The following is a 19,166-nucleotide window of genomic DNA, read 5'->3' as shown; positions in this document are numbered from 1 at the left end:
GGGTGGCTGGACAGGGCTACAGTACACTGGGGGCACCTGCGCAGCGGTTTGGCTGCCGCGCTCTTCGGTAAATTGAACTGCTCGACTGGAGAACACCAATGGCTCACACGGTCAAGATCTACGACACCTGCATCGGCTGTACTCAGTGCGTGCGGGCTTGCCCCACCGATGTGTTGGAAATGGTGCCCTGGAAGGGGAACAACAAAGCCGGCATGATCGCCGCAGCCCCCCGCACCGAAGACTGTGTTGGCTGCAAACGCTGTGAAACCGCTTGCCCCACCGATTTCCTGAGCATCCGCGTCTATCTGGGCCCCGAAACCACCCGCAGCATGGGCCTGGCTTACTAAGCAGGTTGGGTTGCAGTTTTCACTGGAGATTGCCTGCTCGCTCAAGCCCCTCCCACCATAGGAAAACAGCACCTTTGAACCTCAGTCTCTCCTCGACAGGAAAAAAAGTTGGGCGAGCCGTTGCTGTAGCCAATTGGTTTATTCGGAGAGGAGGGATCCCTCCTCTTCCTTTCTTCAAGGGTCGAGATAGAGTCGGTGTTGGCGAATGTAGTGCTCCACGGCGGGGGGTACCAAGTAGCGGATGGATCCCCCTTTTTGGATCTGCTGGCGCAGGTAGGTGGAAGAAAGGGTTAGGGTAGGGGCTTCCAGGATTTCCGCCTGGATGGGTAGCTTCTCAGCCACCGCCCGCAGCACCTGGGCAGCGTCGCCAGCATCAAGGCGAGGGGCAACAATCCACTGACAGAGGCGGGCCAGCTCCTCTGCCTGGTACCACTGGGGCAGATCCCGCAGGGCATCCACGCCGATAATCCAGTACCACTGGGTGTTGGGCTGCTCCTGGATGAGGCAGCGTAGGGTCTCGATAGTGTAAGAAGGGCCGGGACGGCGGATCTCCAAGTCTGAGCAGGCAAAGCGCTCGTGGTCAGCAATGGCCAGCTTTACCATGGCCAGGCGATCCTCTTTGCTGGCGCCCCCAGCTAAGGGCTTGTGGGGCGGATCCCCTGCCGGCATCCACAGCACCTGATCCAGGTTGAACTGCCAGAGGGCCTGCTCGGCCATGATCAAATGGCCGTGGTGGACGGGGTTAAAGGTGCCGCCGAGAATGCCAACGCGGCGCTGCTTGGGAGCAGAGGAACTCATGGCTGTTGGCTGAGGTAGCTGATGGCGTCGCGCAGCCAGTCCTCTGTTTGCCGGGGCTGGGGTGGCAGGGCTTGGAGGGCTGCTTGGATTTCCTGGGGGCTATAGCCAAGGGCCAGCAAGGCCATTTCCACCTCTTCGCGGATAGGGGAAGGCGGCCCCCCCGACCAAGGCTGATTGGCATTCTCCAGGCCTTTTCGCCAGTGGGCCAATTTGCTTTTTAGCTCCAGCGCCAGCCGCTGGGCGGTCTTGTGTCCTACCCCTGGAGCCAGGGAGAGGAGGCGGGCATTCTCAGTTACCACTGCCTGGACCAGCTCCGGTAGGGCAAAGGTGTTGAGCAATGCCAAGCCTAGGGCTGGCCCCACCCCTGGTACTTTAATTAGTTCCGCAAACAGATCCCGCTCCGCCGCCGAGCCAAACCCATACAACACCAGCTCGGTCTCCCGCACGAGCAAATGGGTGAACACCCGCACGGGCTCCCCTATGGGGGGCAGTTGCTTGAGAAAACGTGCCGGCGCCTGGATGCGATAGCCGATCCCTTGCACCTCTAGAGTGAGGCTGCTGCGCTCTCCCAGTTCCACAGCAACAAGATGACCTGTTAAAAATGCGATCATTTGCGTATCCAACCCGTGTTTAATACTCTGACCCGTAGCCTTCGGAGTTGGCCAGGCAAATCTACTAGGATGAAGAGAAGCTTGCGAGCAACCCTTATGGCTTCAACATCGGCACTGGCCACTCCTATCTCGGCCCGCTGGATTTGGCGAGGGCAGTCTGTCCATTATGTCGAACAGGGCGAGCAGGGACAGCCTCTGCTGTTGGTGCACGGCTTTGGAGCCTCCACTGACCACTGGCGCAAGAACATTCCCGAATTGGCGCAACACTACCAGGTCTATGCCATTGATTTGCTTGGCTTTGGCCGTTCCGCCAAGCCCAAGTGGAACTACGACGCTGAGCTCTGGAAAGACCAACTGCGGGACTTCTGTCAACAGGTGATCCGACAGCCAGTGGTGGCCATTGGCAACTCCCTGGGCGGCTATGTGGTGCTTAGCCTGGCAGCGGAGCATCCCGAATGGGTGCGGGGTGTGGTGCTGCTCAATGGAGCCGGCGGCTTTTCCACTGCCAAGGGATCCCGGCAGTGGCTGGGCAAGCTGGTGGGTTGGAGTCTGCGTCAGCCCTTGGTGTCTTACCTGTTGTTTCAGTACTTGCGCCAGCCCCAGGTGATCCGGGCCAAGCTCAAGCAGGTCTACTACAATCAGGCGGCAGTGACAGACCAGCTGGTGGAAGACATTCACCGGCCTACGCGGGAGCCGGGGGCGGCCGATGTGTTTGTGGCTCTGATGCGAGGCGGACAAAAAGGACGCTACGTGGACGAGCTGCTGCGCAGCCTAGCGCGACCCCTGCTGCTCATCTGGGGCGAGCGGGATCCCTGGATGCGGGTTCGCGAGCGCTCGCAGCTCTACCGCACTCACTACCCCACGGCAGTGGAATACTTCTTGGAAGCTGGCCACTGCCCCCACGACGAGTGTCCCGCCGAGGTTAATGCCATTATCCATCGCTGGATCGAGGAGAGAATCCCTTCCCCCTCCCCGCTAGTGCCGCCATCCATGAGGATCTAGCCGAGGTTATCTAACGGCTGTGGCGGCGGAGCTTCTTCCAGGCCGATGGTATACTTCAGCCACTTCCCAGGTATCGCTGCCGCCGCGGGATCACGGGATCTAGGGTGAGGTCTTCACCATAGCAGCCGCAGTATTGGCAGCGGTGCCCATCGCGATGGAGGACATTGCGCTGCGTCAGGGGAATCCAGTAGTGGCGAAGACGGATGACCGTAGGCAGAGGAAGTTGCCGTAGACTACTTTACCGTTGTGCCCGATTTGCTCGGCCTTGCCCTTGAGCAGCGCGATAGCCCAGCGCAACTGATGATGTTGAGTGGCTCGTAGGAGGCATTGGCTACCAAAACCTTGCCCGTGCTGGGGATCCCCACCCGCTCCAAAAGGCGCCAGCTCCTAATTGAACCCAGCTTTACTGGACTGCGGCCACTTCCACTTGGTCAGCCGGCCCCAGGCTGACGCGAAACTGCCTAGCCCCCCTTGGCAAGGGATCCGGCGCTACCTCAGGCACGTCGGCAAAGGGGGTTATGGCGCGGCGCTCCCGAGCGGGCGCATTCTTTGGTTCGGCAGCCAAGGGGAATCCGGTCTCATCCACCGTTACCCGGTAGACTAAGCTCTCCTGCAAACCTGGGGGAGACTGCCACTACTGGGCCGGGGTGCTTTCCAGACGCTGCTGGAGATCTCCAGCGGCTTCCGGCGCAGTGAGCTGCTCCTGGGGTGGGGAGGGAGGAGGGGGGGGATCCCTGCGGCTGACCCAGAGGCCAACCCCAGCCACCAGGGCAATCCCGCCCGCCAGCAAGGCAGCAATTGCGGTGGGCTGTCGATACCAAGCCGGCGTCGGCGGCGTTGCCAGTTTGTCCAGTTGGGGCAGATCTTCAGCCGCCTGCGAGAGGTTTTCCAGGAGGTCATACAACTGCGTCATCGACAGATCCACCTGGGCAATGCGATCCTCCCCCTGCCGCACCGTAAGGCGGTGGGAAATAAAATCCAGCGGACGGATGGCCGCAGTACCACTGAAAGTTCCCTTGGGCGTACCGCTGAGCTGGGATCCAACGTAGCGGTCGATCACCGTGATCAAATTCTTGAGCCAAACGCTGTCTCCCTGCAGAGTTTTGGTGGTCTCTCCCTGGCGGATTTCCAGCTGACACTCAAAGTTGCTCTCAATCGCTTGTAATGGCAACCTAGCAGAGCCATCAACTGGCCGGGAAGGGAGGGGCGCTTCCCCGCGCACGGTGAGGGTCGAGGTGGGTTGGTGATAGGTTTGGCTAAGGGTGAGGCTGGGCATAATTCCAAGGCTGAGGGCTAGGAAGAGGGCAGGGCATCCGATCCTACCTTGCTGCTGGCAGGGAGATCCATCTCAGGGCGATTGAGCAAGGCTTTCCACAGCCGCTCTGCTCCTCTGGGGCTACTGTAGAACAGCAGCTCAATCAGGATGCGCAGAGCCAGTTCGGCAAGGCTATCCTCATCGCGGACATCCCCATCCACCATACGGCTGCGGTAGTGGGAGATAAACTCGCCTAGATAATCGCCCACCAGCGGCTGACGGAAAGGGCTGAGCTCCTGCTTGAGGGCAGCTTCCAGTTGCTCCAGCGTGCTACGGATACGGGCCTGTTGCTGGGCTGCCAGATAGGCAATTACTCTGGCCAGGGCGCGGGCCTCTGCGATCTCGACTTTCTTGGGTTCACCGCTAGTGCGGCGGAGGGGATTGGCGTTGCGCAGGCGCCAGAGGGCCACCCGATCGCCAATGTACTCTTCTAGGTTCAGGGCCTTGGCTGCTGCCAGAACGGCCTCGGAACTCTCCCCGCTCAAGGACTCCAGGCCCAACAACAGCAAATCCAAGTGGGCTTTGATGGCTGCAGTAGCTGTAGTGGGGCCAAGGGCTTGAGGATCTAACTGAGTCTGCCTAGGTTCCACTGTCACGCTGTTAATGGGAACTTTTAGCTTGGGTAGGACTCTATGATCTCCTCTCCAGGGTAAACTCGCAACCCACCTCTTTGCCTTGGGCAAGAGCTCGAACGCTAGGATGGAATTCCACTCCACCTTTCCATAGATTGGTGATGTATACTGTAGCAGACGCAAGGAGAGGGGAAGCCCCACTTGAACTGAGCTACAGCTTCTGTGTAACGCCCTGCCTTTTTGAAGGCCAGTGCAATGCTAGACCTTGTTCCGGATGAGCATGGATGCTTCCCAACACAGCCCTGCCCCCCTAATCCTGATCTTCAAGGATCAGCTAGGTCAGCGCGGCGTTGTGTTGGACAAGATTTACTACTCGGTAGGGCGAGCCGCCAACAGCCACATCCGTCTCTATGACCCCTTTGTTTCCCGCCAGCACGCTGTCATTATCCGCGTTCCTGAAGAAAACCAGGCTGGATACAGCTACGTGATCTTTGACGGCAGCCCTGGCTCTCGTCAAAGCACCAATGGTTTGTTCGTCAATGGGAAACGGGTTTCCTCTCATCGGCTGCAGCTTTTTGACAAGATCGGGTTTGGGCCGAGGGCAACAGCCATTGTTAGGAGCACCGACCACTTCAGTCCCGATACCTTGGCTATCCTTTTGAAGACGCCGCCCAATGTTCCTGAGCCGGGATCCCAGCAGGACACCGAGAAAGAAGCGCTCAGAGAGAACGAAAGCTTCACTGCCATCCCCTGACCTGCGGTATCCTGAGACCAGCAGCCTAGTGAGCTTTGGGTTCCCGTGGCTTCCATTCCCCCTGCGCTGAGCAGCTACTGGCAAAATGGCTTTGACCTGGAAGCTCACCTGGGATCCTTCCTCGGTCTTGAAGCCGCCGAGCTGCAGGAAAAGCTGCGAGCCGGGCAACAACAGTTGGCAGAGCTGGGCCGGCGCGACTTCGGCTGGGATCAGGTAGAGGCCTTTTACCGGGATCGGGTGGGATCTGCCTATCTGCTGGACTTGGCCGCTTGGCACCTAAGCAGCACCGACTACATCGGTGACACCCTGCGCCTGGTGGCGGATCAGGCCCGCGGGCTGGTGCTGGATTTTGGCGGAGGCATTGGCACCCACACCATTGGGGCAGCCCTCTGCCCAGCAGTGGAGCAGGTGATTTTTTGGGATATCAACCCCATCCATCGGCAGTTTGTACAACTGCGGGCGGAAAAATTGGGTCTAAGCGAGCGGATCCACTGTCCAGAAACCTTGCCAGAAGGGATCTTTGATACCATTATCTGCTTTGATGTGGTGGAACACCTGCCAGATCCAGCAGCTCAGTTGCGTCAGTTTTACGCTTGGCTCAAGCCGGAAGGTAAGTTGTTGATCAACTGGTATTTTTTCAAGGGGTTTAACGACGAGTTTCCTTTCCACCTGGACGACCCCCAGAAAGTTGAGCAATTCTTCCAGGTGCTGCAAAGTCACTTTTTGGAAGTGTTTCATCCCTATCTCATCACTGCCCGCTGCTACCGCAAGTGGAATAAAGGCTGAGACTGGAGAGAACCCAAGTGCTGCGCTACTTGCAGGTGTTGTGGCTGTTTTGGAGCACTTCTGTAGCAGCAGAAATGGAGTACCGGGCCAATTTTTTCTTTGCCAGCCTCAGCAGCTTAGGCGGCCTGGCGTCAGCCTTGTTTGGGCTGTCGCTGTTCTACCAGCAGGGGCACCGCTTGGGGGGCTGGAGTTGGCCGGAGGCGCTCATCGTCCTGGGGGTGTTCACCATCCTCCAGGGGGTGTCGACCAGCCTCTTTAACGTCAACCTCAATCGCATCGTGCAGCAGGTGCAGGAGGGCACCCTGGATTTTGTTTTGCTCAAGCCCATCAGCAGCCAGTTTTGGCTGTCAACGCGGGTGTTCTCTCCCTGGGGCCTGGTGGATATCGGCTTTGGCCTGTTGCTGATTCTCTACGCCGGGATCCAGTTGGAGCTGCCAGCCTGGGCCTATGTCCTGGGGCTAGTGCCCTTTTTGCTGGGGCTGGTCATTCTCTACAGCCTCTGGTTTATGCTGGCGGCCACCAGCATCTGGTTTGTTAAGATCTACAACGTCACCGAGGTGCTGCGGGGCTTGGTAGAGGCTGGGCGATTCCCGCTGGTGGCCTATCCGGTGGCCTATCGGCTGTTTTTTACCTTCGTCGTGCCGGTGGCTTTCTTGACCACAGTGCCGGCGGAAGCTTTGTTGGGGCGAGCCCAATGGCCCTGGCTTGTGGGATCCGCCCTGTTGGCAGCAGGCTTGCTGTGGGGATCCCATCTATTCTGGCGCTTTGCCTTGCGCTTTTACACCAGCGCTTCTAGTTAAGTCTTGCCTCCTCAACTGCAGCCGACCCCACCGCCTAGGAGAGGCCCAAAGGGAATTAGGTTAAGATGAAAGTCACGACTGCGCCAAAACCCTTGGAGGCCAGGTCATGGGCGAAGCCAAACGCCGCAAAACCCGCAGCAGCCCAGATCCCGACCAAGAGTTGCTGTTTCCCAGCTTCAAAAGCATTCCTCTCACCAAAGCCCAAGCCCGCACGATCTACAACTGGACAACTCGAGGCACTTGGGCCGGCATTATTCTCCTAGCCATTGTCTGGGTGATAGTGCGATTTGTGGGGCCTGCTTTCGGCTGGTGGCATCTGGCGGGCTAGCCAGCTGGATCCTTTGAGTTTTCCCGGAGTTTCCCTATGCAATCCTACTTGGCAGCCGCCCTTCAGATGACCAGCACGCCTGATCTGGCCGGCAACTTCCAGCAGGCGGAGGAGTGGATTGATTTTGCGGCGCGCCGGGGCTGTGAGCTCGTAACCCTGCCGGAAAACTTCGCCTTCATGGGGCCAGAGGAAGAGAAAGTTCGTCTTGCTCCAGAGATCGCGCAGCGGGCGGAGGAATTCTTGGCCAAGATGGCCCAGCGCTACCAGGTATTTGTGCTGGGCGGCGGATACCCGGTGCCAGATGGAGAGGGCAAGGTGTACAACACGGCCGCCCTCTACAGCCCAGAGGGCAGAGAGCTGGCTCGCTACCGCAAGATCCACCTTTTCGACGTCAACTTGCCCGACGGCAACACCTACCGCGAGTCCAACACGGTGGTGAGCGGCAACGAGGTGGTTGTCTACCAGGAAGAACGGCTAGGCACCCTTGGCCTTTCGGTCTGTTACGACGTGCGCTTTCCCGAGCTGTATCGCTCCCTGGTGGATCGGGGGGCGGAGGTGTTGCTGATCCCTGCCGCCTTTACGGCATACACGGGCCGGGATCACTGGCAGGTTTTACTGCAGTGTCGGGCCATTGAAAACACCTGTTATGTCATCGCCCCTGCCCAGGTGGGCACCCACTACGCGCGGCGGCAGTGCCACGGGCATGCCATGATCGTGGATCCCTGGGGGACGATCTTGGCGGATGCCGGCGGCGAAAAACCAGGTGCGGCCATTGCTGAGATCGACCCGGAGCGGCTGCAGCTTGTCCGACGGCAGATGCCCTCGCTGCAACACCGTCGGCTTGCCTGAGGGATCCCCTATGCCTTGGCCGCCGCTAATCCTCTACAGCAAGCCTGGCTGCCACCTCTGCGAGGGCTTAGCGGAGAAGTTGCAGCAGATCCCTGAAGTCAGGGAGCTGGAAGTTCGTGACATTACTTCCAACCCCCTTTGGTGGGAGCAGTACTCCCTCGAGGTTCCCGTGCTGAAGGTGGCTGGGGATCCGGAACAGCCCCTACCGCGCCCTTCTCCGCGGCTAACGGTAGCGCAGTTGCGCAGCTGGCTGGGACAACAGTTGGGTGGTCTCTCAGGAGGCTAGCGCTTCCTTGCGGGCAGTGTAGCCGGCCTGGCGCAGAGCTGCAACGGTGGCCTCGGCATCTTTAACCCAAAATTCGGATCCCAGCCGCACCCAGAGGGTGTGGGGGGGGGCGACGAGGGCAGCCACCACGGGAATGCGATTTTCTTCCTGAGCTTCCGAGCGTTGACCGGCAAGTACCGCTTGCAGACGGCGCCGCTCCTCTACGGTTCCAGCAGAGTCCAGGGGAACTTCCACCGTGACCCAGCTTACCGCTTCAATGGGCTGCAGGTCCTCCACAATCAATTGCACCTGCTCATCCCGCTGGTCGACCTTAGCCCAAACCAAGAGCCGTTGATCCACCTGCAGGCAACTGCGCAAACGCTTGTAAGTCTTGGGGAAGAGCACCGCTTCGCAAGTGCTTGTCAGATCTTCTAGTTGCAAAATGGCCATGCGCTCCCCTTTCTTGGTGCTGACGGTTTTGATGGCGGTCACCAGAGCGAGAATGCCGACTGAGACCTCAGACGAGCAGGTCTTCAAGTCAGCGAGGTTGACAAGAGCTAGCAGCTGTACTTGCTTTTGGAGCCGCCGCAGAGGGTGATCCGAAACATAAAAGCCCAACAGTTCCCGCTCTAGCCTCAGCTTTTCCTGCGGCGGAAAGTCTTCAGTTGCAGGCCCTTGGGGCGCTTCCGTAAAGCCCTGACTGCTGCTGCCCAACAAATCAAATAGGCTGGCTTGGCCGATGGCTTTGGACTTGGCCCGCTCCGCCGCCCAACTGAGGACGGGATCCAGATCCGCTATGAGCTGTTTGCGGTTGCCGGAAATACCGTCGAAAGCGCCTGCACAGATGAGCGACTCTATGGCCCGGCGGTTGACGATGCGCAGATCGACCCGCTGGCAAAAGTCGGCCAAAGAGGTAAAGGGGCCGCCAGCCTGGCGAGTGGCCAGAATGTTTTGCACCGCTCCCTCGCCTACATTCTTCACTGCCCCCAAACCAAACAAAATGCTGGATCCCTGAGGCGTAAAGTCTAGGCCGGAGCGGTTGATGTCAGGCGGCTCAATTTGGATTCCGATTGACAGGCAGTAGGTGATGTAGCGCTGGACTCTATCCTGATCCCCGCTTACAGAAGAAAGCAGCGCTGCCATGTATTCTGTTGGGTAGTTGGCTTTTAGATAGGCGGTCTGGAAAGTAATCAATCCGTAGGCTGTAGAATGGGATTTGTTAAAGCAATACTCGGCAAAAGCAACCATCTGGTCGAAGAGCTCCGTGGCTACTTCTTTAGCCACACCTCGCTCGACTGCTCCTCGAACAAACTGCTCGCGGTGTTTCTCCATTTCCGAGACCTTCTTTTTCCCCATCGCCCGCCGCAGCAGGTCAGCCTGGCCCAGGGTATAGCCGGCCATGTCCTGGGCAATGCGCATGATCTGTTCTTGGTAGAGGATAGCCCCATAGGTATCTTGAAGGATTGGCTTGAGAAGGTCGTGGGCATAGGTTATCGGCTTGCGGCCATGTTTGCGATCGATAAAGTCTGGGATCATGCCCGTATCCAATGGCCCCGGTCGGTAGAGAGCCAAGACCGAGGAAATATCTTCCAGATTTGAGGGCTTGAGCTCTCGCACCACCTGCTTCATCCCGGAAGATTCCAGTTGGAAGATCCCTTCCACCTCCCCTTTTTCCAAAAGTTGGTAAGTCTTTGGATCGTCCAGTGGTAGGTTGTCCAAATCAATCACAACGCCTCTATGTTCTCGAATTAGCTCTACAGTCCGCTGGATCAGGGTTAGGTTGCGCAGCCCCAAAAAGTCCATCTTTAACAAGCCCAAAGACTCGATGTCCTCCATCGAGTACTGGGTAATAATTTGGCCTTCATTGTTGTACTGCAAAGGCACGATCTCGTCCAAAGGATCCTTGGAAATGACTACGCCAGCGGCATGGACTCCAAAGGTTTTGTTGGTGCCTTCTAGCAACCGAGCTAGGTCAATCCAGCGGCGGGTGGTTGGGTCTTTCTCATATTTTTCCTTAAACTCTGGAGCAGGAGTGTTCTCGCTAATCATCTCCTCTAGTTTTGCCGGCTTGCCCCGGGATACCGGGATCAACTTTGCCATTTTGTCAGCTTCTGAATAGGGGATATCCAGAACCCGAGCAACGTCCTTGAGGATAGCTTTGGAAGTCATGCGGTTAAAGGTAATGATCTGAGCCACTCGCTCCTGTCCATACTTGCGGGTTACGTATTCGATCAGCTCTCCCCGACGCTCGATACAAAAGTCAGTATCGATGTCTGGCATTGATTGCCGTTCTGGGTTGAGAAAACGCTCGAAGAGCAACCCGTATTTGACAGGATCGATATTGGTAATCTGTAGGGCGTAGGCCACCAGGGATCCGGCTGCCGAACCACGGCCTGGGCCCACTGGGATCCCGTGCTCACGGGCATAGCGAACGTAGTCCCAGACCACCAAGAAATAGCTGGAAAACCCCTTTTGCTGGATGATATCCAGCTCAAAGCGCAGGCGCTCCCGATAGTTTTGGGGGATCTGATCCGGATGGGCGACGCCACAGCGCTTTGCCAAGCCTTGCCAGGCCAATTCAGCAAGGTAGCTATCGGCAGAATGACCTGGGGGAACTGGGTAGTCAGGCATGCGTATTTCCCCAAACAGGTCATAGTCCTCAATCTTTTCCAGCACTTTGAGGGTATTGGCAATCGCCTCGTCGATGACCTCCTGCTCGAGGTGATCGCGGCAGAGGCGGCGCATTTCCTCTAGGCTTTTTAGGTACTCTGTGCCCGTGTAGCGAAGGCGATTTTTCTCGGTGAGGGATTTGCCTGTCTGGATACAGAGCAGGGCATCGTGGGCCTCCACATCCCAGCAAGAAATAAAGTGGGTATCGTTGGTGAGGATGATTGGGATCCCCAACTCCCGAGCAATGCGAACCAATTGCACATTGACAAAGCGGTCTTCCCGGTAGCCGTGATCCTGGATCTCGATGTAGTAGTCATCTCCAAACTGTTCCTGGTACCAGGCAGCAACCTGACGAGCAATTTCTGGCCGCCCCTGCAAAATGGCCTGGGGAACCTCTCCAGCAAGGCAGCCGCTGGTAACAATCAACCCCTCCTTGTATTGCACTAAATACTCTTTATTGATGCAGGGTCGAGCGAAGATCCCCTTGCCTTGAACGCCGTGGAGATGGGAAATGGTGGTCAGCTTCACCAAGTTTTTGTAGCCCTGGGTGTTTTTGGCCAAGACCACTTGGTGATACTTTGGGTACTTGCGGCTTTTGTCCCGAATGTTGCCGTTGATAACATACATTTCGTTGCCGATGATTGGCTTAATCCCTTTGCTTTTACACAGTTTCACCAGTTCGATGGCCCCGTACATAACGCCGTGATCCGTCAGGGCCAGTCCTGGGAAACCCATAGCCACTGCTTGCTCAATCAAAAGCGGCAGTCGGCTAGCCCCGTCTAGAAGGCTGTACTCGCTGTGCAAGTGCAAGGGAACAAAGGCCATGGCAACGGTAGGGATAAGGGATCCCTTCAACCTTAACTCAGCGCTCTCCTTTTCCAGTTGCCGGCAGAGGCCGCTACAGTGAAGTCAAGCCCACCTTTTCGCCCTTCGCCTGATATGGAGCCTCCTATTCGCCTCACCCAGTACTCCCATGGTGGCGGCTGCGGCTGCAAGATTGCCCCTGCGCTGCTGCAGCAGATTCTCAAGGAGCTGCCCCTCCTCTGGTCGGATCCAGCCCTGTTGGTGGGAGCTGAAACCAGCGACGACGCTGCTGTTTACCAACTCAACGACGAGCAGGCCCTCATTCTAACCACCGACTTTTTCATGCCCATCGTGGACAATCCGGTGGATTTTGGCCGCATCGCTGCCGCCAATGCCCTTTCCGATGTTTACGCGATGGGGGGCACGCCCATCCTTGCCCTGGCCATTCTGGGCATGCCGGTCAACACCCTGCCCCTGTCGGTCATTCGGGAGATCATGGCCGGGGGGATCCAAGTCTGTCAGGAAGCGGGGATCCCTCTAGCTGGGGGGCACTCCATCGATTCCCCTGAGCCCATCTTCGGCCTGGTGGTGGCAGGGCTGGCCCACCCGCAGCACATCCGCCGCAACGCCACCGCCCAGCCTGGCGACGATCTCATTCTGACCAAGCCGCTGGGGATCGGGGTAATGACCACCGCCCTGAAGAAGGGTCAGCTCAGCGCAGCGGGCTATGCAGAAGTTTTACAAGTGATGACCCAGCTCAACCGCATTGGCCCGCAACTGGCCCGGCGAGCCCAGGTTCACGCCTTAACCGATGTAACGGGCTTTGGTCTTTTGGGACACTTGCTGGAGGTCTGCCGTGGCTCGGGGGTGAGCGCTGAGTTGGATCTGGCTGCCATTCCCTTTTTGCCAGAAGCCCTCTCCTTGGCTGAGGCTGGGATCTTCCCAGGCGCGGCCCGTCGCAACTGGCAAAGCTATGAGGGAGTAGAGGCCAACTCTCTGCCCGAGTGGCAGCAATTGCTCTTGTCGGATCCGCAAACCAGCGGCGGCTTGTTGGTGGCTGTAGATCCGACCCACACGGCGGAGCTATTGCAAGAACTGCAGGAGGCCGGCTACCCCTATGCCCGTCGCATTGGCCGCTGCCAGGCCGGTGAAGGGATCGCCATCCGGCTTGTCGGCGAGATCCCAAGATGAAGATTTGGTCAAGCAGGGCTGCAAAAGTTGAAGATCTCATGTAAGGGGAACAGATACCTTGGAGGGGTATGAACGAGTCCTCTCCCAACAGCCACAGCCTGGTTCCGTGGGTTGATCCAGAGCAGCTAGTCTGCAGTCTCAGCAGTGGTCAACTGCTGATGGTGGATCCCCAGCGACACAACGCCTTGATCATCTGCAAAACGTTTCATGCCGAGTTTGCCGGGCCGGGCGCTGCAGTCGGGGGTCCTTTGGACGTGGAGTCGAGCGGCGTGGTTCCGATTGGGGATGTGGCTCTGTTGCATCCCCGGAGCTACCAAGAGCGGCAGAATGCTTATGCCAAGCGGCTGCACTGGATGCGCTGGCTGCAGCAGATTACCGACAACCCTCTGTCGGCCCAGCGGGCACGAACCTTGCTCTTTAGCCTAGAAGAGTTTTTCTCTGCTGAGGTGGTCAGCCAACTCCCCGATGAGGTTTTGGCGCGGCTGGTAGGGGTGCTGCCCCAGACCATTGCCGCAGCCCGCAGGGAAGTAAGCTACCCCACGGCCAAAGCTGCGAGTCTCCGCGCCTCCTTTCCTCGATAACCTTGCCCCAGCTATTCCTTGGGCGATTGAGTCTGCCTGGGCTGGTTGGCATCACGGCTTGCCGTTGGGATAGAGCCGGTTTAGTCCTTTGCGCGCTTTGGCATGGATGTCCAGGGTGGCATTCATTTTCAGGATTTGCCGGTAAACCTGCTCAGCCCGAGCAATTTCCCCCTCCTGTTCCAGTTTCTCGGCCAGCCTGAGCAAGTTCTGGGCTGAAGGCTCTGCCAGGGATCTCGCTTGGCCTTCCTGCCCCTGCAAGCGCTGCAGTTCTTCCAGGCGCTCTAGCACCATCGGTCGCAGCAGCCAAGAGTCATCCAAATCCAAAACTTCCCGGTAGTAGCGCTGGGCCTCTTTGAAGTTCTTTTGCTCGTCGTAGGCTTCCGCCAGTTGCAGAGCCAGCTCTGCCGTAGGCCGATCCTTAAATTGCCGATGCAGTTGGTTGAGCCGCCGCACGAAGGGGGATCCCTGCTGGGGGTTTTGCAGATCCGGAGCGTGTTGAACTGGCAGGTAGTTGGCGTTTTGGGCCAGTTGTTCCCCGGAAGAGGCAGCCTCTGTGGCTTGCCCTCGCAAGGGTACCTGACGGCTGAGGCTTTTGGGATCCAGGGGTGTGGGCTTGGAGAGCTCAATTGGCTGATCCCCAGAAGAGGTGGACGGACTTGACAGCGGGATCGGCTGCGGCGAGGGAAGGGTCTTGCGAGCCGGCGATTGGGGAGATGGCTGCTTTGGCTCCTCAAGGGTGCGGGGAGACCTTGCTTTAGGAGTCTCTCTGCGCTCTTGGGCCAATTCTCGATAGAGAGCAGCTAACTGAAGGTAGCCTGCCTCCTCGTAGGCAGTGGCCAACCAAAGGGCATTTTCAGGGCTGGGATCGGCCCGATAAGCCCGCCGCAACAACTGCAAAGCAGTGCCATAGTTGCGCTCTCGAATAGCTGCCTGCCCCAAGCTGGCTGACTTGGCCGCCGTGGTATCGCTAGCCATACTTGCTGTGCCTCCCTGGGTGCTGCTGGTAGATTCCTAGCCTAAGCATACCTTTGCCGAGCCAGACGTTAACTGCTAGGAAAGACTTCTCCTATTGGCAAGCATTTCTAGCCAATATCGACTGGCTTAAATGTGGGCAAGAAGATCTGGATGTAGGGCGTACCTTCAAGCTAGCCTGGAGTTGGGGCTCTAGAAGCAACAGATTCCGGCGCCAAGATGATTCAAGACTTTCGAGAGCGGTACCCCATGGGCAGCTTGCTCACCGATCTGTTGCGCGTGGAAGAAGGGATCTACATCGTCAAAGCCCAGGTAGTGGTGAACAACACCGTTTTGGGCAGTGGCATGGCCGGCTCAAACACCATCGAAGACGCTGAAGATGCTGCCTTGAAGCGGGCTCTTCAGCATGCAGGATTTGGTCGCCCTACCTCCTCTTTAAGTTTAGGCCTAGACGCTGCCCCTGCCAGGGCTTCTTATCTGTCCTCTCCCAGTTGGCCAACTCCTAACTTGGGCAATGGACAGTCCCAGTCTTCCTCTACCCCTCCAACCCCTGAAGCAGCAGGGATCTCAGCCCGATCCCAGGCCCTTAAAGAAGCGGAGACGCAAAGCGACGACCTTTCGGATCTCATTGCGCAAACGGACGTGGAAATGCAGCGCATTGGCTGGGGCCGCAAGGAGGGCCAAGAGTTTTTGGAACGTCGCTTCCAGAAAAAATCTCGCCACCAGTTGACTGAAACTGAGTTGCGGGAGTTCTTGCGCTACCTCAAACAGCAGCCCTCCCGCCTGGGCAGTGAGCCCCGCTTCTAAGTTTTGCCACCAGGGCTGACAGGCTACGGCGCCCCCACAATCACTGTGGTATTCTGCATCGTTTTGACCACCGTCTCCCCCCCTTCCGAGAGCACAACCTGCCGCTCTGGCACCGATACCTTGGCTACCTGGGCAGTTTGGTAGTTTTGCCCAGCCTGCACAACTGCGGGAAGGGTGCCAGGGGCAGAAATGAGGGCAAAGGACTCACGGCCAATTTGGATAACCCCAGAAACCTGCACGCTGCGGGCAAAAGCAGCCGGATCTGGCGTGGGTGTGGGGAGCGGCGTAGCCACGCCTACAGGCACTTCGCCCCCCAGGGGAGGCAGTTCTGGAAGGGGCGGCAGATCTAGGGGTGGTAGAGGGGGCTCGGGAGCGCGCACGTTCTGGGGCACAAAGGGATCCGCCCGTCCCGCCCTACTCAGAGCCCGCTGGGTTTCCTGCTCCCGATCCACAGGTGGGATCAGGATGGAGGCAGGTTGGGTTGGCAAGGGCCGAGGCTGGTCGGGAGCAGTCTGGCCAAAGCCTTCGGGCAGAGCCGCCGTCTGTTGCCGGGCAAGAGCCCGCAGCTGGCTAGCTCCACGGGCCAGGGTAGCATTCATGTCCTGTTCCCAACGGCCTGAGGGGTTGAGCCGCATGATCACGGGGTTGCTGTTGCCGCGAAATTCTACCCAGACTTCCGCTTCCGTGTTGCTGAGCCGGCGGGAGCGAAGGATGCGGGATCCCGGCGGCAAAAGCGGCTGCAGGGCCAGCTCGGCGTCCCGAACTGCCTGGGCGTTGGCCAAAGCGGGAGCCAGAGACATGCCTCCTGCCAACCCCAGCAGGATCCCAAGCAAAAGCAGTGGGCGAACCATAAAAACCCCTGGGAGAGCGTCTCTGGACTAAAATATCCAAAATCCTCGCAATGGGGCTAACCTCGAGCTGCCTTTTTGTCAAGCCTCTCCCACTAGAACAGCAATTCCTGACCCAAGGCAGCAAAGTTTGCCATAATTAAAACTTGTAAACATTCTGGCTCTCCCCACTTTGGATCCCGCCAACCCTAGCCAATTACAGGAGATTGCCGAGCGGCTGCGCAGCCCACGACCAGCGGATCGGATGCTGGCCTTGGCGCAGTTGCGGGACGTGCCAGCAGAGCAGGCAGTGCCGCTGATTCTGCAGGTCGTTGACGATGAAAACCTGCAAGTGCGCTCTTTTGCCGTCTTTGCGCTCGGGGTCAAGCAAACTGACGCCTGTCTGCCTAAGTTGGTGGAGATCCTCACCCAGGACCCGGACTACAGCATTCGCGCCAATGCAGCAGGCGCTCTGGGATACCTAGAAGACCCCCGGGCTTTCGAGGCGCTGGTGCGTGCCTTCTACGAAGATGTGGAGTGGCTGGTGCGCTTTAGTGCTGCCGTAGCGTTGGGCAACCTGAAGGATCCCCGAGCTTATGACGTACTGCTGCGGGCGTTGGAGGGGCCGGAAGAGTTGCTCCAGCAGGCGGCCATCGCTGCCTTGGGGGAACTGGGGGATCTGCGGGCGCTGGATCACCTCTTGCGCTTTGCCCAATCGGAAGATTGGCTGGTGCGGCAGCGGCTGGCCCAGGCCTTGGGAAATCTGCCCTCGCCTAAGAGCGTTTCCGCCCTCAACTATCTGGCCAAGGATCCTAACGATAGCGTTGCCGCAACCGCTCTGGATTCCCTGCGACGGCTGCGCCAAAGGGGTTTTCCGGAAGCAGGATCCCCAACAGCGGATTAGAAGCAAGCTAAGCTGAAGATCGGGGTTCAGCTTGCTGGAGGGCTCCTTTGAGGAGGAGGCAAGCTTTTCTGTTCTTATCCCCTGCTCTATGGTGGCTACCAAACCCCATCCTGAGATAGCCGGACTTCCCTCTCGGCCCCGCATCGTGGCGGCTCTGTCTGGGGGGGTAGACAGCTCCACAGTGGCAGCTCTCCTCCACGAACAGGGCTACGCTGTGGAAGGGGTTACTTTGTGGCTGATGCGGGGGAAAGGCCAGTGCTGCACCGACGGCCTGGTGGATGCTGCTGCTGTTTGTGAGCAACTGGGGATCCCGCACCACATTGTGGATAGCCGCGAGTTGTTCCAAACCCACATTGTCGAGTACCTGCTAGCCGGCTATGCGGACGGGATCACACCGCTGCCCTGCTCCCGCTGCAACAAGCTGGTCAAGTTCGGTCCCCTGCTGGCCTACGCCCAGGAGCAGCTGGGCATCTCGCAGATTGCCACTGGCCACTACGCGCGGGTACGTTTCAACGCCGAGCTAGGGCGCTACCAACTGCTGCGGGCTGTGGATCGCCAAAAGGATCAGTCTTATTTTCTCTACGACCTCAGCCAGGAGCACTTGGCCCACAGCCTCTTCCCGTTGGGCGAGTACACCAAAGCCCAGACCCGCCAGATGGCTAGGCGCTACGGCCTGGCCACCGCCAACAAGCCAGAGAGCCAGGATCTTTGCCTAATTGAAACCTACGGCTCGATGCGCAACTTCCTGGATCAGCACTTGGGGGAAAGGCCAGGGGAAATTGTCGATACTCAGGGGCGGGTCCTGGGGTACCACCAGGGCATTCACCACTACACCATTGGCCAGCGCAAGGGCTTAGGCATTGCTGCCCCTCGTCCGCTCTATGTGGTGCGCATCGATGCAGCCATGAACCGCGTGGTGGTGGGAGAGCGGGAAGAAGCCACCCAAGCAGAAGCCTGGGTGCGGCAGGTCAACTGGGTGTCGATCCCAGCGCCATCAGAGCCCTTGGAGGTAGAAGTGCAGGTGCGCTACCGTACCCCTGCCGTGCCAGCTACCTTGATCCCGGAATCGCCGGAACGCGTGAAGTTGCAATTTGCCGAGCCCCAGTTTGGCGTCACCCCCGGCCAGGCCGCCGTTTGGTACCAGGGGGATCTGCTGCTGGGAGGTGGCATCCTCGAGCGCCCTCTTTCCTAGCTGGAAGTTTGCCAGAACGCAGCGGCAGGACCTCAAGCTGGCGGGATAGGGGCAGCCGCGGCTAGAGTCAATCGGTTGTGGCTATTGAGGCCCATGCGCTTGGCTTTCTACCTGCGCTTGCTGCTGTTGTTGGCGCTGCTGGCCCTGTTTACAGGCCTAATTGTGTGGCTGATTCAGTCCTTTCTCGAGCTCTACTACGCCACCCGCTACCACCCCCTTTTAGGGGGTCTGTTAGTTGGAGTGCTGACGCTGCTGCTAGTGGTGTTTTTGGCCGCCTCGGTCTATTACTTGTTTCTCTTTGGCCGAGCTTCCTCGTCTCCAACCCAGCGCCTCCCTCGGCTAGCTTCCCCGACAACCCCCGCCGAAAAGTGGGAGGCAGCCCGGCGCAACCTGGCCCAACTGGAGGCTCAAGTAGCCCAGATTCAGGATCAGGTGGCCCGAGCAGCGCTGGCAGAACGGTCAGCCCGCTTAGCCCAGCAGTTGGCCCAGCCTCAACTGAAGGTGGTGGTTTTCGGCACAGGCTCGGCGGGCAAAACCTCGCTGGTGAACGCTCTCCTGGGGCGGCCAGTGGGAGCAGTGGGGGCCACCCTGGGCACCACGCAAGCCGTGGCCGTCTACGACTGGAACCTGCCCGGCATCCTCCACCCCGTGAAGATCGTGGACTGTCCAGGCATTTTGGAAATTGGGCCGGCAGGAGCCATGCGGGAAGAAGAGGCCCAGGCTCAGGCCCAGGCTGCCGAGCTGTTACTGGTCTGTCTCTTATACACATCTGACCCAGCCGACGATCTTAC

The 19,166-nt window shown here is 58.7% G+C and carries 22 protein-coding genes and 1 pseudogene; 14 read left to right on the top strand and 9 right to left on the bottom strand.

Going from position 1 to position 19,166, the window contains the following annotated elements; all coding sequences use genetic code 11:
* The first annotated feature begins 98 nt into the window (after positions 1-98).
* The gene (gene psaC, locus NW804_RS00115; RefSeq protein WP_011429399.1) at positions 99-347 is read left to right on the top strand and encodes a photosystem I iron-sulfur center protein PsaC; all 249 of its coding nucleotides are present in this window, start codon (positions 99-101) and stop codon (positions 345-347) included.
* A gap of 174 nt (positions 348-521) precedes the next feature.
* Here the strand turns inward: psaC and nadD are convergent, their stop codons facing one another.
* Together nadD and ruvA are read right to left on the bottom strand one after the other, a co-directional pair.
* The gene (gene nadD, locus NW804_RS00110) at positions 522-1,145 is read right to left on the bottom strand and encodes a nicotinate-nucleotide adenylyltransferase (RefSeq protein WP_414411088.1); all 624 of its coding nucleotides are present in this window, start codon (positions 1,143-1,145) and stop codon (positions 522-524) included.
* Positions 1,142-1,756, bottom strand: a complete 615-nt coding sequence (gene ruvA, locus NW804_RS00105; RefSeq protein ID WP_414404721.1) for a Holliday junction branch migration protein RuvA — start codon at positions 1,754-1,756, stop codon at positions 1,142-1,144. The genes nadD and ruvA overlap by 4 nt, the downstream gene beginning before the upstream one ends.
* Before the next feature lie 96 nt (positions 1,757-1,852).
* Here ruvA and NW804_RS00100 point away from each other — a divergent pair, with 96 nt between their 5' ends.
* The gene (locus NW804_RS00100) at positions 1,853-2,758 is read left to right on the top strand and encodes an alpha/beta fold hydrolase (RefSeq protein WP_414395047.1); all 906 of its coding nucleotides are present in this window, start codon (positions 1,853-1,855) and stop codon (positions 2,756-2,758) included.
* A gap of 82 nt (positions 2,759-2,840) precedes the next feature.
* Here the strand turns inward: NW804_RS00100 and NW804_RS00095 are convergent.
* From NW804_RS00095 to NW804_RS00080, 4 genes and pseudogenes are all read right to left on the bottom strand, one after another.
* Positions 2,841-3,117 (bottom strand): annotated as a pseudogene (locus tag NW804_RS00095) (HNH endonuclease); the annotation flags it as partial.
* A gap of 44 nt (positions 3,118-3,161) precedes the next feature.
* Positions 3,162-3,374, bottom strand: a complete 213-nt coding sequence (locus tag NW804_RS00090; protein ID WP_414422561.1) for a hypothetical protein — start codon at positions 3,372-3,374, stop codon at positions 3,162-3,164.
* A gap of 18 nt (positions 3,375-3,392) precedes the next feature.
* Positions 3,393-4,034, bottom strand: a complete 642-nt coding sequence (locus NW804_RS00085) for a DUF4335 domain-containing protein (protein ID WP_414422560.1) — start codon at positions 4,032-4,034, stop codon at positions 3,393-3,395.
* A 17-nt stretch (positions 4,035-4,051) separates the two neighbouring features.
* On the bottom strand, positions 4,052-4,663 hold the full coding sequence (locus NW804_RS00080; protein ID WP_414422669.1) for a DUF3038 domain-containing protein: 612 nt from the start codon (positions 4,661-4,663) through the stop codon (positions 4,052-4,054).
* 262 nt (positions 4,664-4,925) lie between these two features.
* On the opposite strand from NW804_RS00080, the gene NW804_RS00075 reads away from it, so the two are divergent.
* The 6 genes from NW804_RS00075 to NW804_RS00050 all read left to right on the top strand — a co-directional run bounded on the left by NW804_RS00075 (position 4,926) and on the right by NW804_RS00050 (position 8,448).
* Positions 4,926-5,399 carry an FHA domain-containing protein gene (locus NW804_RS00075; RefSeq protein ID WP_414420401.1) on the top strand — a complete coding sequence of 158 codons (474 nt, stop codon included), beginning with the start codon at positions 4,926-4,928 and terminating at the stop codon, positions 5,397-5,399.
* Between the two features lie 45 nt (positions 5,400-5,444).
* Positions 5,445-6,185, top strand: a complete 741-nt coding sequence (locus tag NW804_RS00070; protein WP_414422559.1) for a class I SAM-dependent methyltransferase — start codon at positions 5,445-5,447, stop codon at positions 6,183-6,185.
* Positions 6,186-6,202: 17 nt separating this feature from the next.
* On the top strand, positions 6,203-6,985 hold the full coding sequence (locus NW804_RS00065) for an ABC transporter permease (protein WP_414395039.1): 783 nt from the start codon (positions 6,203-6,205) through the stop codon (positions 6,983-6,985).
* Positions 6,986-7,091: 106 nt separating this feature from the next.
* Positions 7,092-7,313: a DUF2839 domain-containing protein gene (locus NW804_RS00060; RefSeq protein ID WP_414395038.1), complete on the top strand. Its 222-nt coding sequence runs from the start codon at positions 7,092-7,094 to the stop codon at positions 7,311-7,313.
* Between the two features lie 36 nt (positions 7,314-7,349).
* Entirely contained in the window at positions 7,350-8,162 is an 813-nt protein-coding gene (locus NW804_RS00055; protein WP_414404713.1) for a carbon-nitrogen hydrolase family protein, read from the top strand.
* Positions 8,163-8,172: 10 nt separating this feature from the next.
* A complete protein-coding gene (locus tag NW804_RS00050; RefSeq protein WP_414422558.1) occupies positions 8,173-8,448 on the top strand; it encodes a glutaredoxin family protein in 276 nt (91 codons plus the stop codon).
* Here the strand turns inward: NW804_RS00050 and NW804_RS00045 are convergent.
* Positions 8,437-11,922 carry a DNA polymerase III subunit alpha gene (locus NW804_RS00045; RefSeq protein WP_414422668.1) on the bottom strand — a complete coding sequence of 1,162 codons (3,486 nt, stop codon included), beginning with the start codon at positions 11,920-11,922 and terminating at the stop codon, positions 8,437-8,439. The genes NW804_RS00050 and NW804_RS00045 overlap by 12 nt on opposite strands.
* A gap of 114 nt (positions 11,923-12,036) precedes the next feature.
* Here NW804_RS00045 and selD point away from each other — a divergent pair, with 114 nt between their 5' ends.
* On the top strand, positions 12,037-13,092 hold the full coding sequence (gene selD, locus NW804_RS00040) for a selenide, water dikinase SelD (RefSeq protein ID WP_414422557.1): 1,056 nt from the start codon (positions 12,037-12,039) through the stop codon (positions 13,090-13,092).
* Between the two features lie 68 nt (positions 13,093-13,160).
* Entirely contained in the window at positions 13,161-13,673 is a 513-nt protein-coding gene (locus tag NW804_RS00035) for a hypothetical protein (RefSeq protein ID WP_414422556.1), read from the top strand.
* Positions 13,674-13,724: 51 nt separating this feature from the next.
* Here the strand turns inward: NW804_RS00035 and NW804_RS00030 are convergent, their stop codons facing one another.
* Positions 13,725-14,648, bottom strand: a complete 924-nt coding sequence (locus NW804_RS00030; protein ID WP_414422555.1) for a hypothetical protein — start codon at positions 14,646-14,648, stop codon at positions 13,725-13,727.
* A 216-nt stretch (positions 14,649-14,864) separates the two neighbouring features.
* Here NW804_RS00030 and NW804_RS00025 point away from each other — a divergent pair, with 216 nt between their 5' ends.
* The gene (locus NW804_RS00025; RefSeq protein ID WP_414411096.1) at positions 14,865-15,452 is read left to right on the top strand and encodes a hypothetical protein; all 588 of its coding nucleotides are present in this window, start codon (positions 14,865-14,867) and stop codon (positions 15,450-15,452) included.
* 23 nt (positions 15,453-15,475) lie between these two features.
* Here NW804_RS00025 and NW804_RS00020 read toward each other — a convergent pair whose 3' ends face one another.
* On the bottom strand, positions 15,476-16,303 hold the full coding sequence (locus tag NW804_RS00020; RefSeq protein ID WP_414422554.1) for a hypothetical protein: 828 nt from the start codon (positions 16,301-16,303) through the stop codon (positions 15,476-15,478).
* A gap of 169 nt (positions 16,304-16,472) precedes the next feature.
* On the opposite strand from NW804_RS00020, the gene NW804_RS00015 reads away from it, so the two are divergent.
* The 3 genes from NW804_RS00015 to NW804_RS00005 all read left to right on the top strand — a co-directional run.
* Positions 16,473-17,183 carry a HEAT repeat domain-containing protein gene (locus NW804_RS00015; RefSeq protein WP_414420832.1) on the top strand — a complete coding sequence of 237 codons (711 nt, stop codon included), beginning with the start codon at positions 16,473-16,475 and terminating at the stop codon, positions 17,181-17,183.
* 88 nt (positions 17,184-17,271) lie between these two features.
* Positions 17,272-18,375 carry a tRNA 2-thiouridine(34) synthase MnmA gene (gene mnmA / locus NW804_RS00010; RefSeq protein WP_414420831.1) on the top strand — a complete coding sequence of 368 codons (1,104 nt, stop codon included), beginning with the start codon at positions 17,272-17,274 and terminating at the stop codon, positions 18,373-18,375.
* Between the two features lie 93 nt (positions 18,376-18,468).
* Positions 18,469-19,166 (top strand): GTPase (locus NW804_RS00005; RefSeq protein WP_414422553.1); only part of this gene is annotated, 698 nt, incomplete at its 3' end.

The organism is Synechococcus sp. WC10meta (genome assembly GCF_047461475.1).
The sequence above is the reverse complement of the archived record's forward strand: the minus strand, read 5'-3'. Positions and strand labels throughout refer to the sequence as shown.

Bases quoted from the DNA above. Each gene is read 5' to 3' on its own strand.
- nadD (WP_414411088.1), bottom strand. From the start codon at position 1,145: ATGAGTTCCTCTGCTCCCAAGCAGCGCCGCGTTGGCATTCTCGGCGGC.
- NW804_RS00060 (WP_414395038.1), top strand. From the start codon at position 7,092: ATGGGCGAAGCCAAACGCCGCAAAACCCGCAGCAGCCCAGATCCCGAC.
- NW804_RS00030 (WP_414422555.1), bottom strand. From the start codon at position 14,648: ATGGCTAGCGATACCACGGCGGCCAAGTCAGCCAGCTTGGGGCAGGCA.
- ruvA (WP_414404721.1), bottom strand. From the start codon at position 1,756: ATGATCGCATTTTTAACAGGTCATCTTGTTGCTGTGGAACTGGGAGAG.
- NW804_RS00055 (WP_414404713.1), top strand. From the start codon at position 7,350: ATGCAATCCTACTTGGCAGCCGCCCTTCAGATGACCAGCACGCCTGAT.
- NW804_RS00025 (WP_414411096.1), top strand. From the start codon at position 14,865: ATGATTCAAGACTTTCGAGAGCGGTACCCCATGGGCAGCTTGCTCACC.
- NW804_RS00050 (WP_414422558.1), top strand. From the start codon at position 8,173: ATGCCTTGGCCGCCGCTAATCCTCTACAGCAAGCCTGGCTGCCACCTC.
- NW804_RS00085 (WP_414422560.1), bottom strand. From the start codon at position 4,034: ATGCCCAGCCTCACCCTTAGCCAAACCTATCACCAACCCACCTCGACC.
- NW804_RS00035 (WP_414422556.1), top strand. From the start codon at position 13,161: ATGAACGAGTCCTCTCCCAACAGCCACAGCCTGGTTCCGTGGGTTGAT.
- NW804_RS00045 (WP_414422668.1), bottom strand. From the start codon at position 11,922: ATGGCCTTTGTTCCCTTGCACTTGCACAGCGAGTACAGCCTTCTAGAC.
- NW804_RS00075 (WP_414420401.1), top strand. From the start codon at position 4,926: ATGGATGCTTCCCAACACAGCCCTGCCCCCCTAATCCTGATCTTCAAG.
- NW804_RS00100 (WP_414395047.1), top strand. From the start codon at position 1,853: ATGGCTTCAACATCGGCACTGGCCACTCCTATCTCGGCCCGCTGGATT.
- selD (WP_414422557.1), top strand. From the start codon at position 12,037: ATGGAGCCTCCTATTCGCCTCACCCAGTACTCCCATGGTGGCGGCTGC.
- mnmA (WP_414420831.1), top strand. From the start codon at position 17,272: ATGGTGGCTACCAAACCCCATCCTGAGATAGCCGGACTTCCCTCTCGG.
- NW804_RS00020 (WP_414422554.1), bottom strand. From the start codon at position 16,303: ATGGTTCGCCCACTGCTTTTGCTTGGGATCCTGCTGGGGTTGGCAGGA.
- psaC (WP_011429399.1), top strand. From the start codon at position 99: ATGGCTCACACGGTCAAGATCTACGACACCTGCATCGGCTGTACTCAG.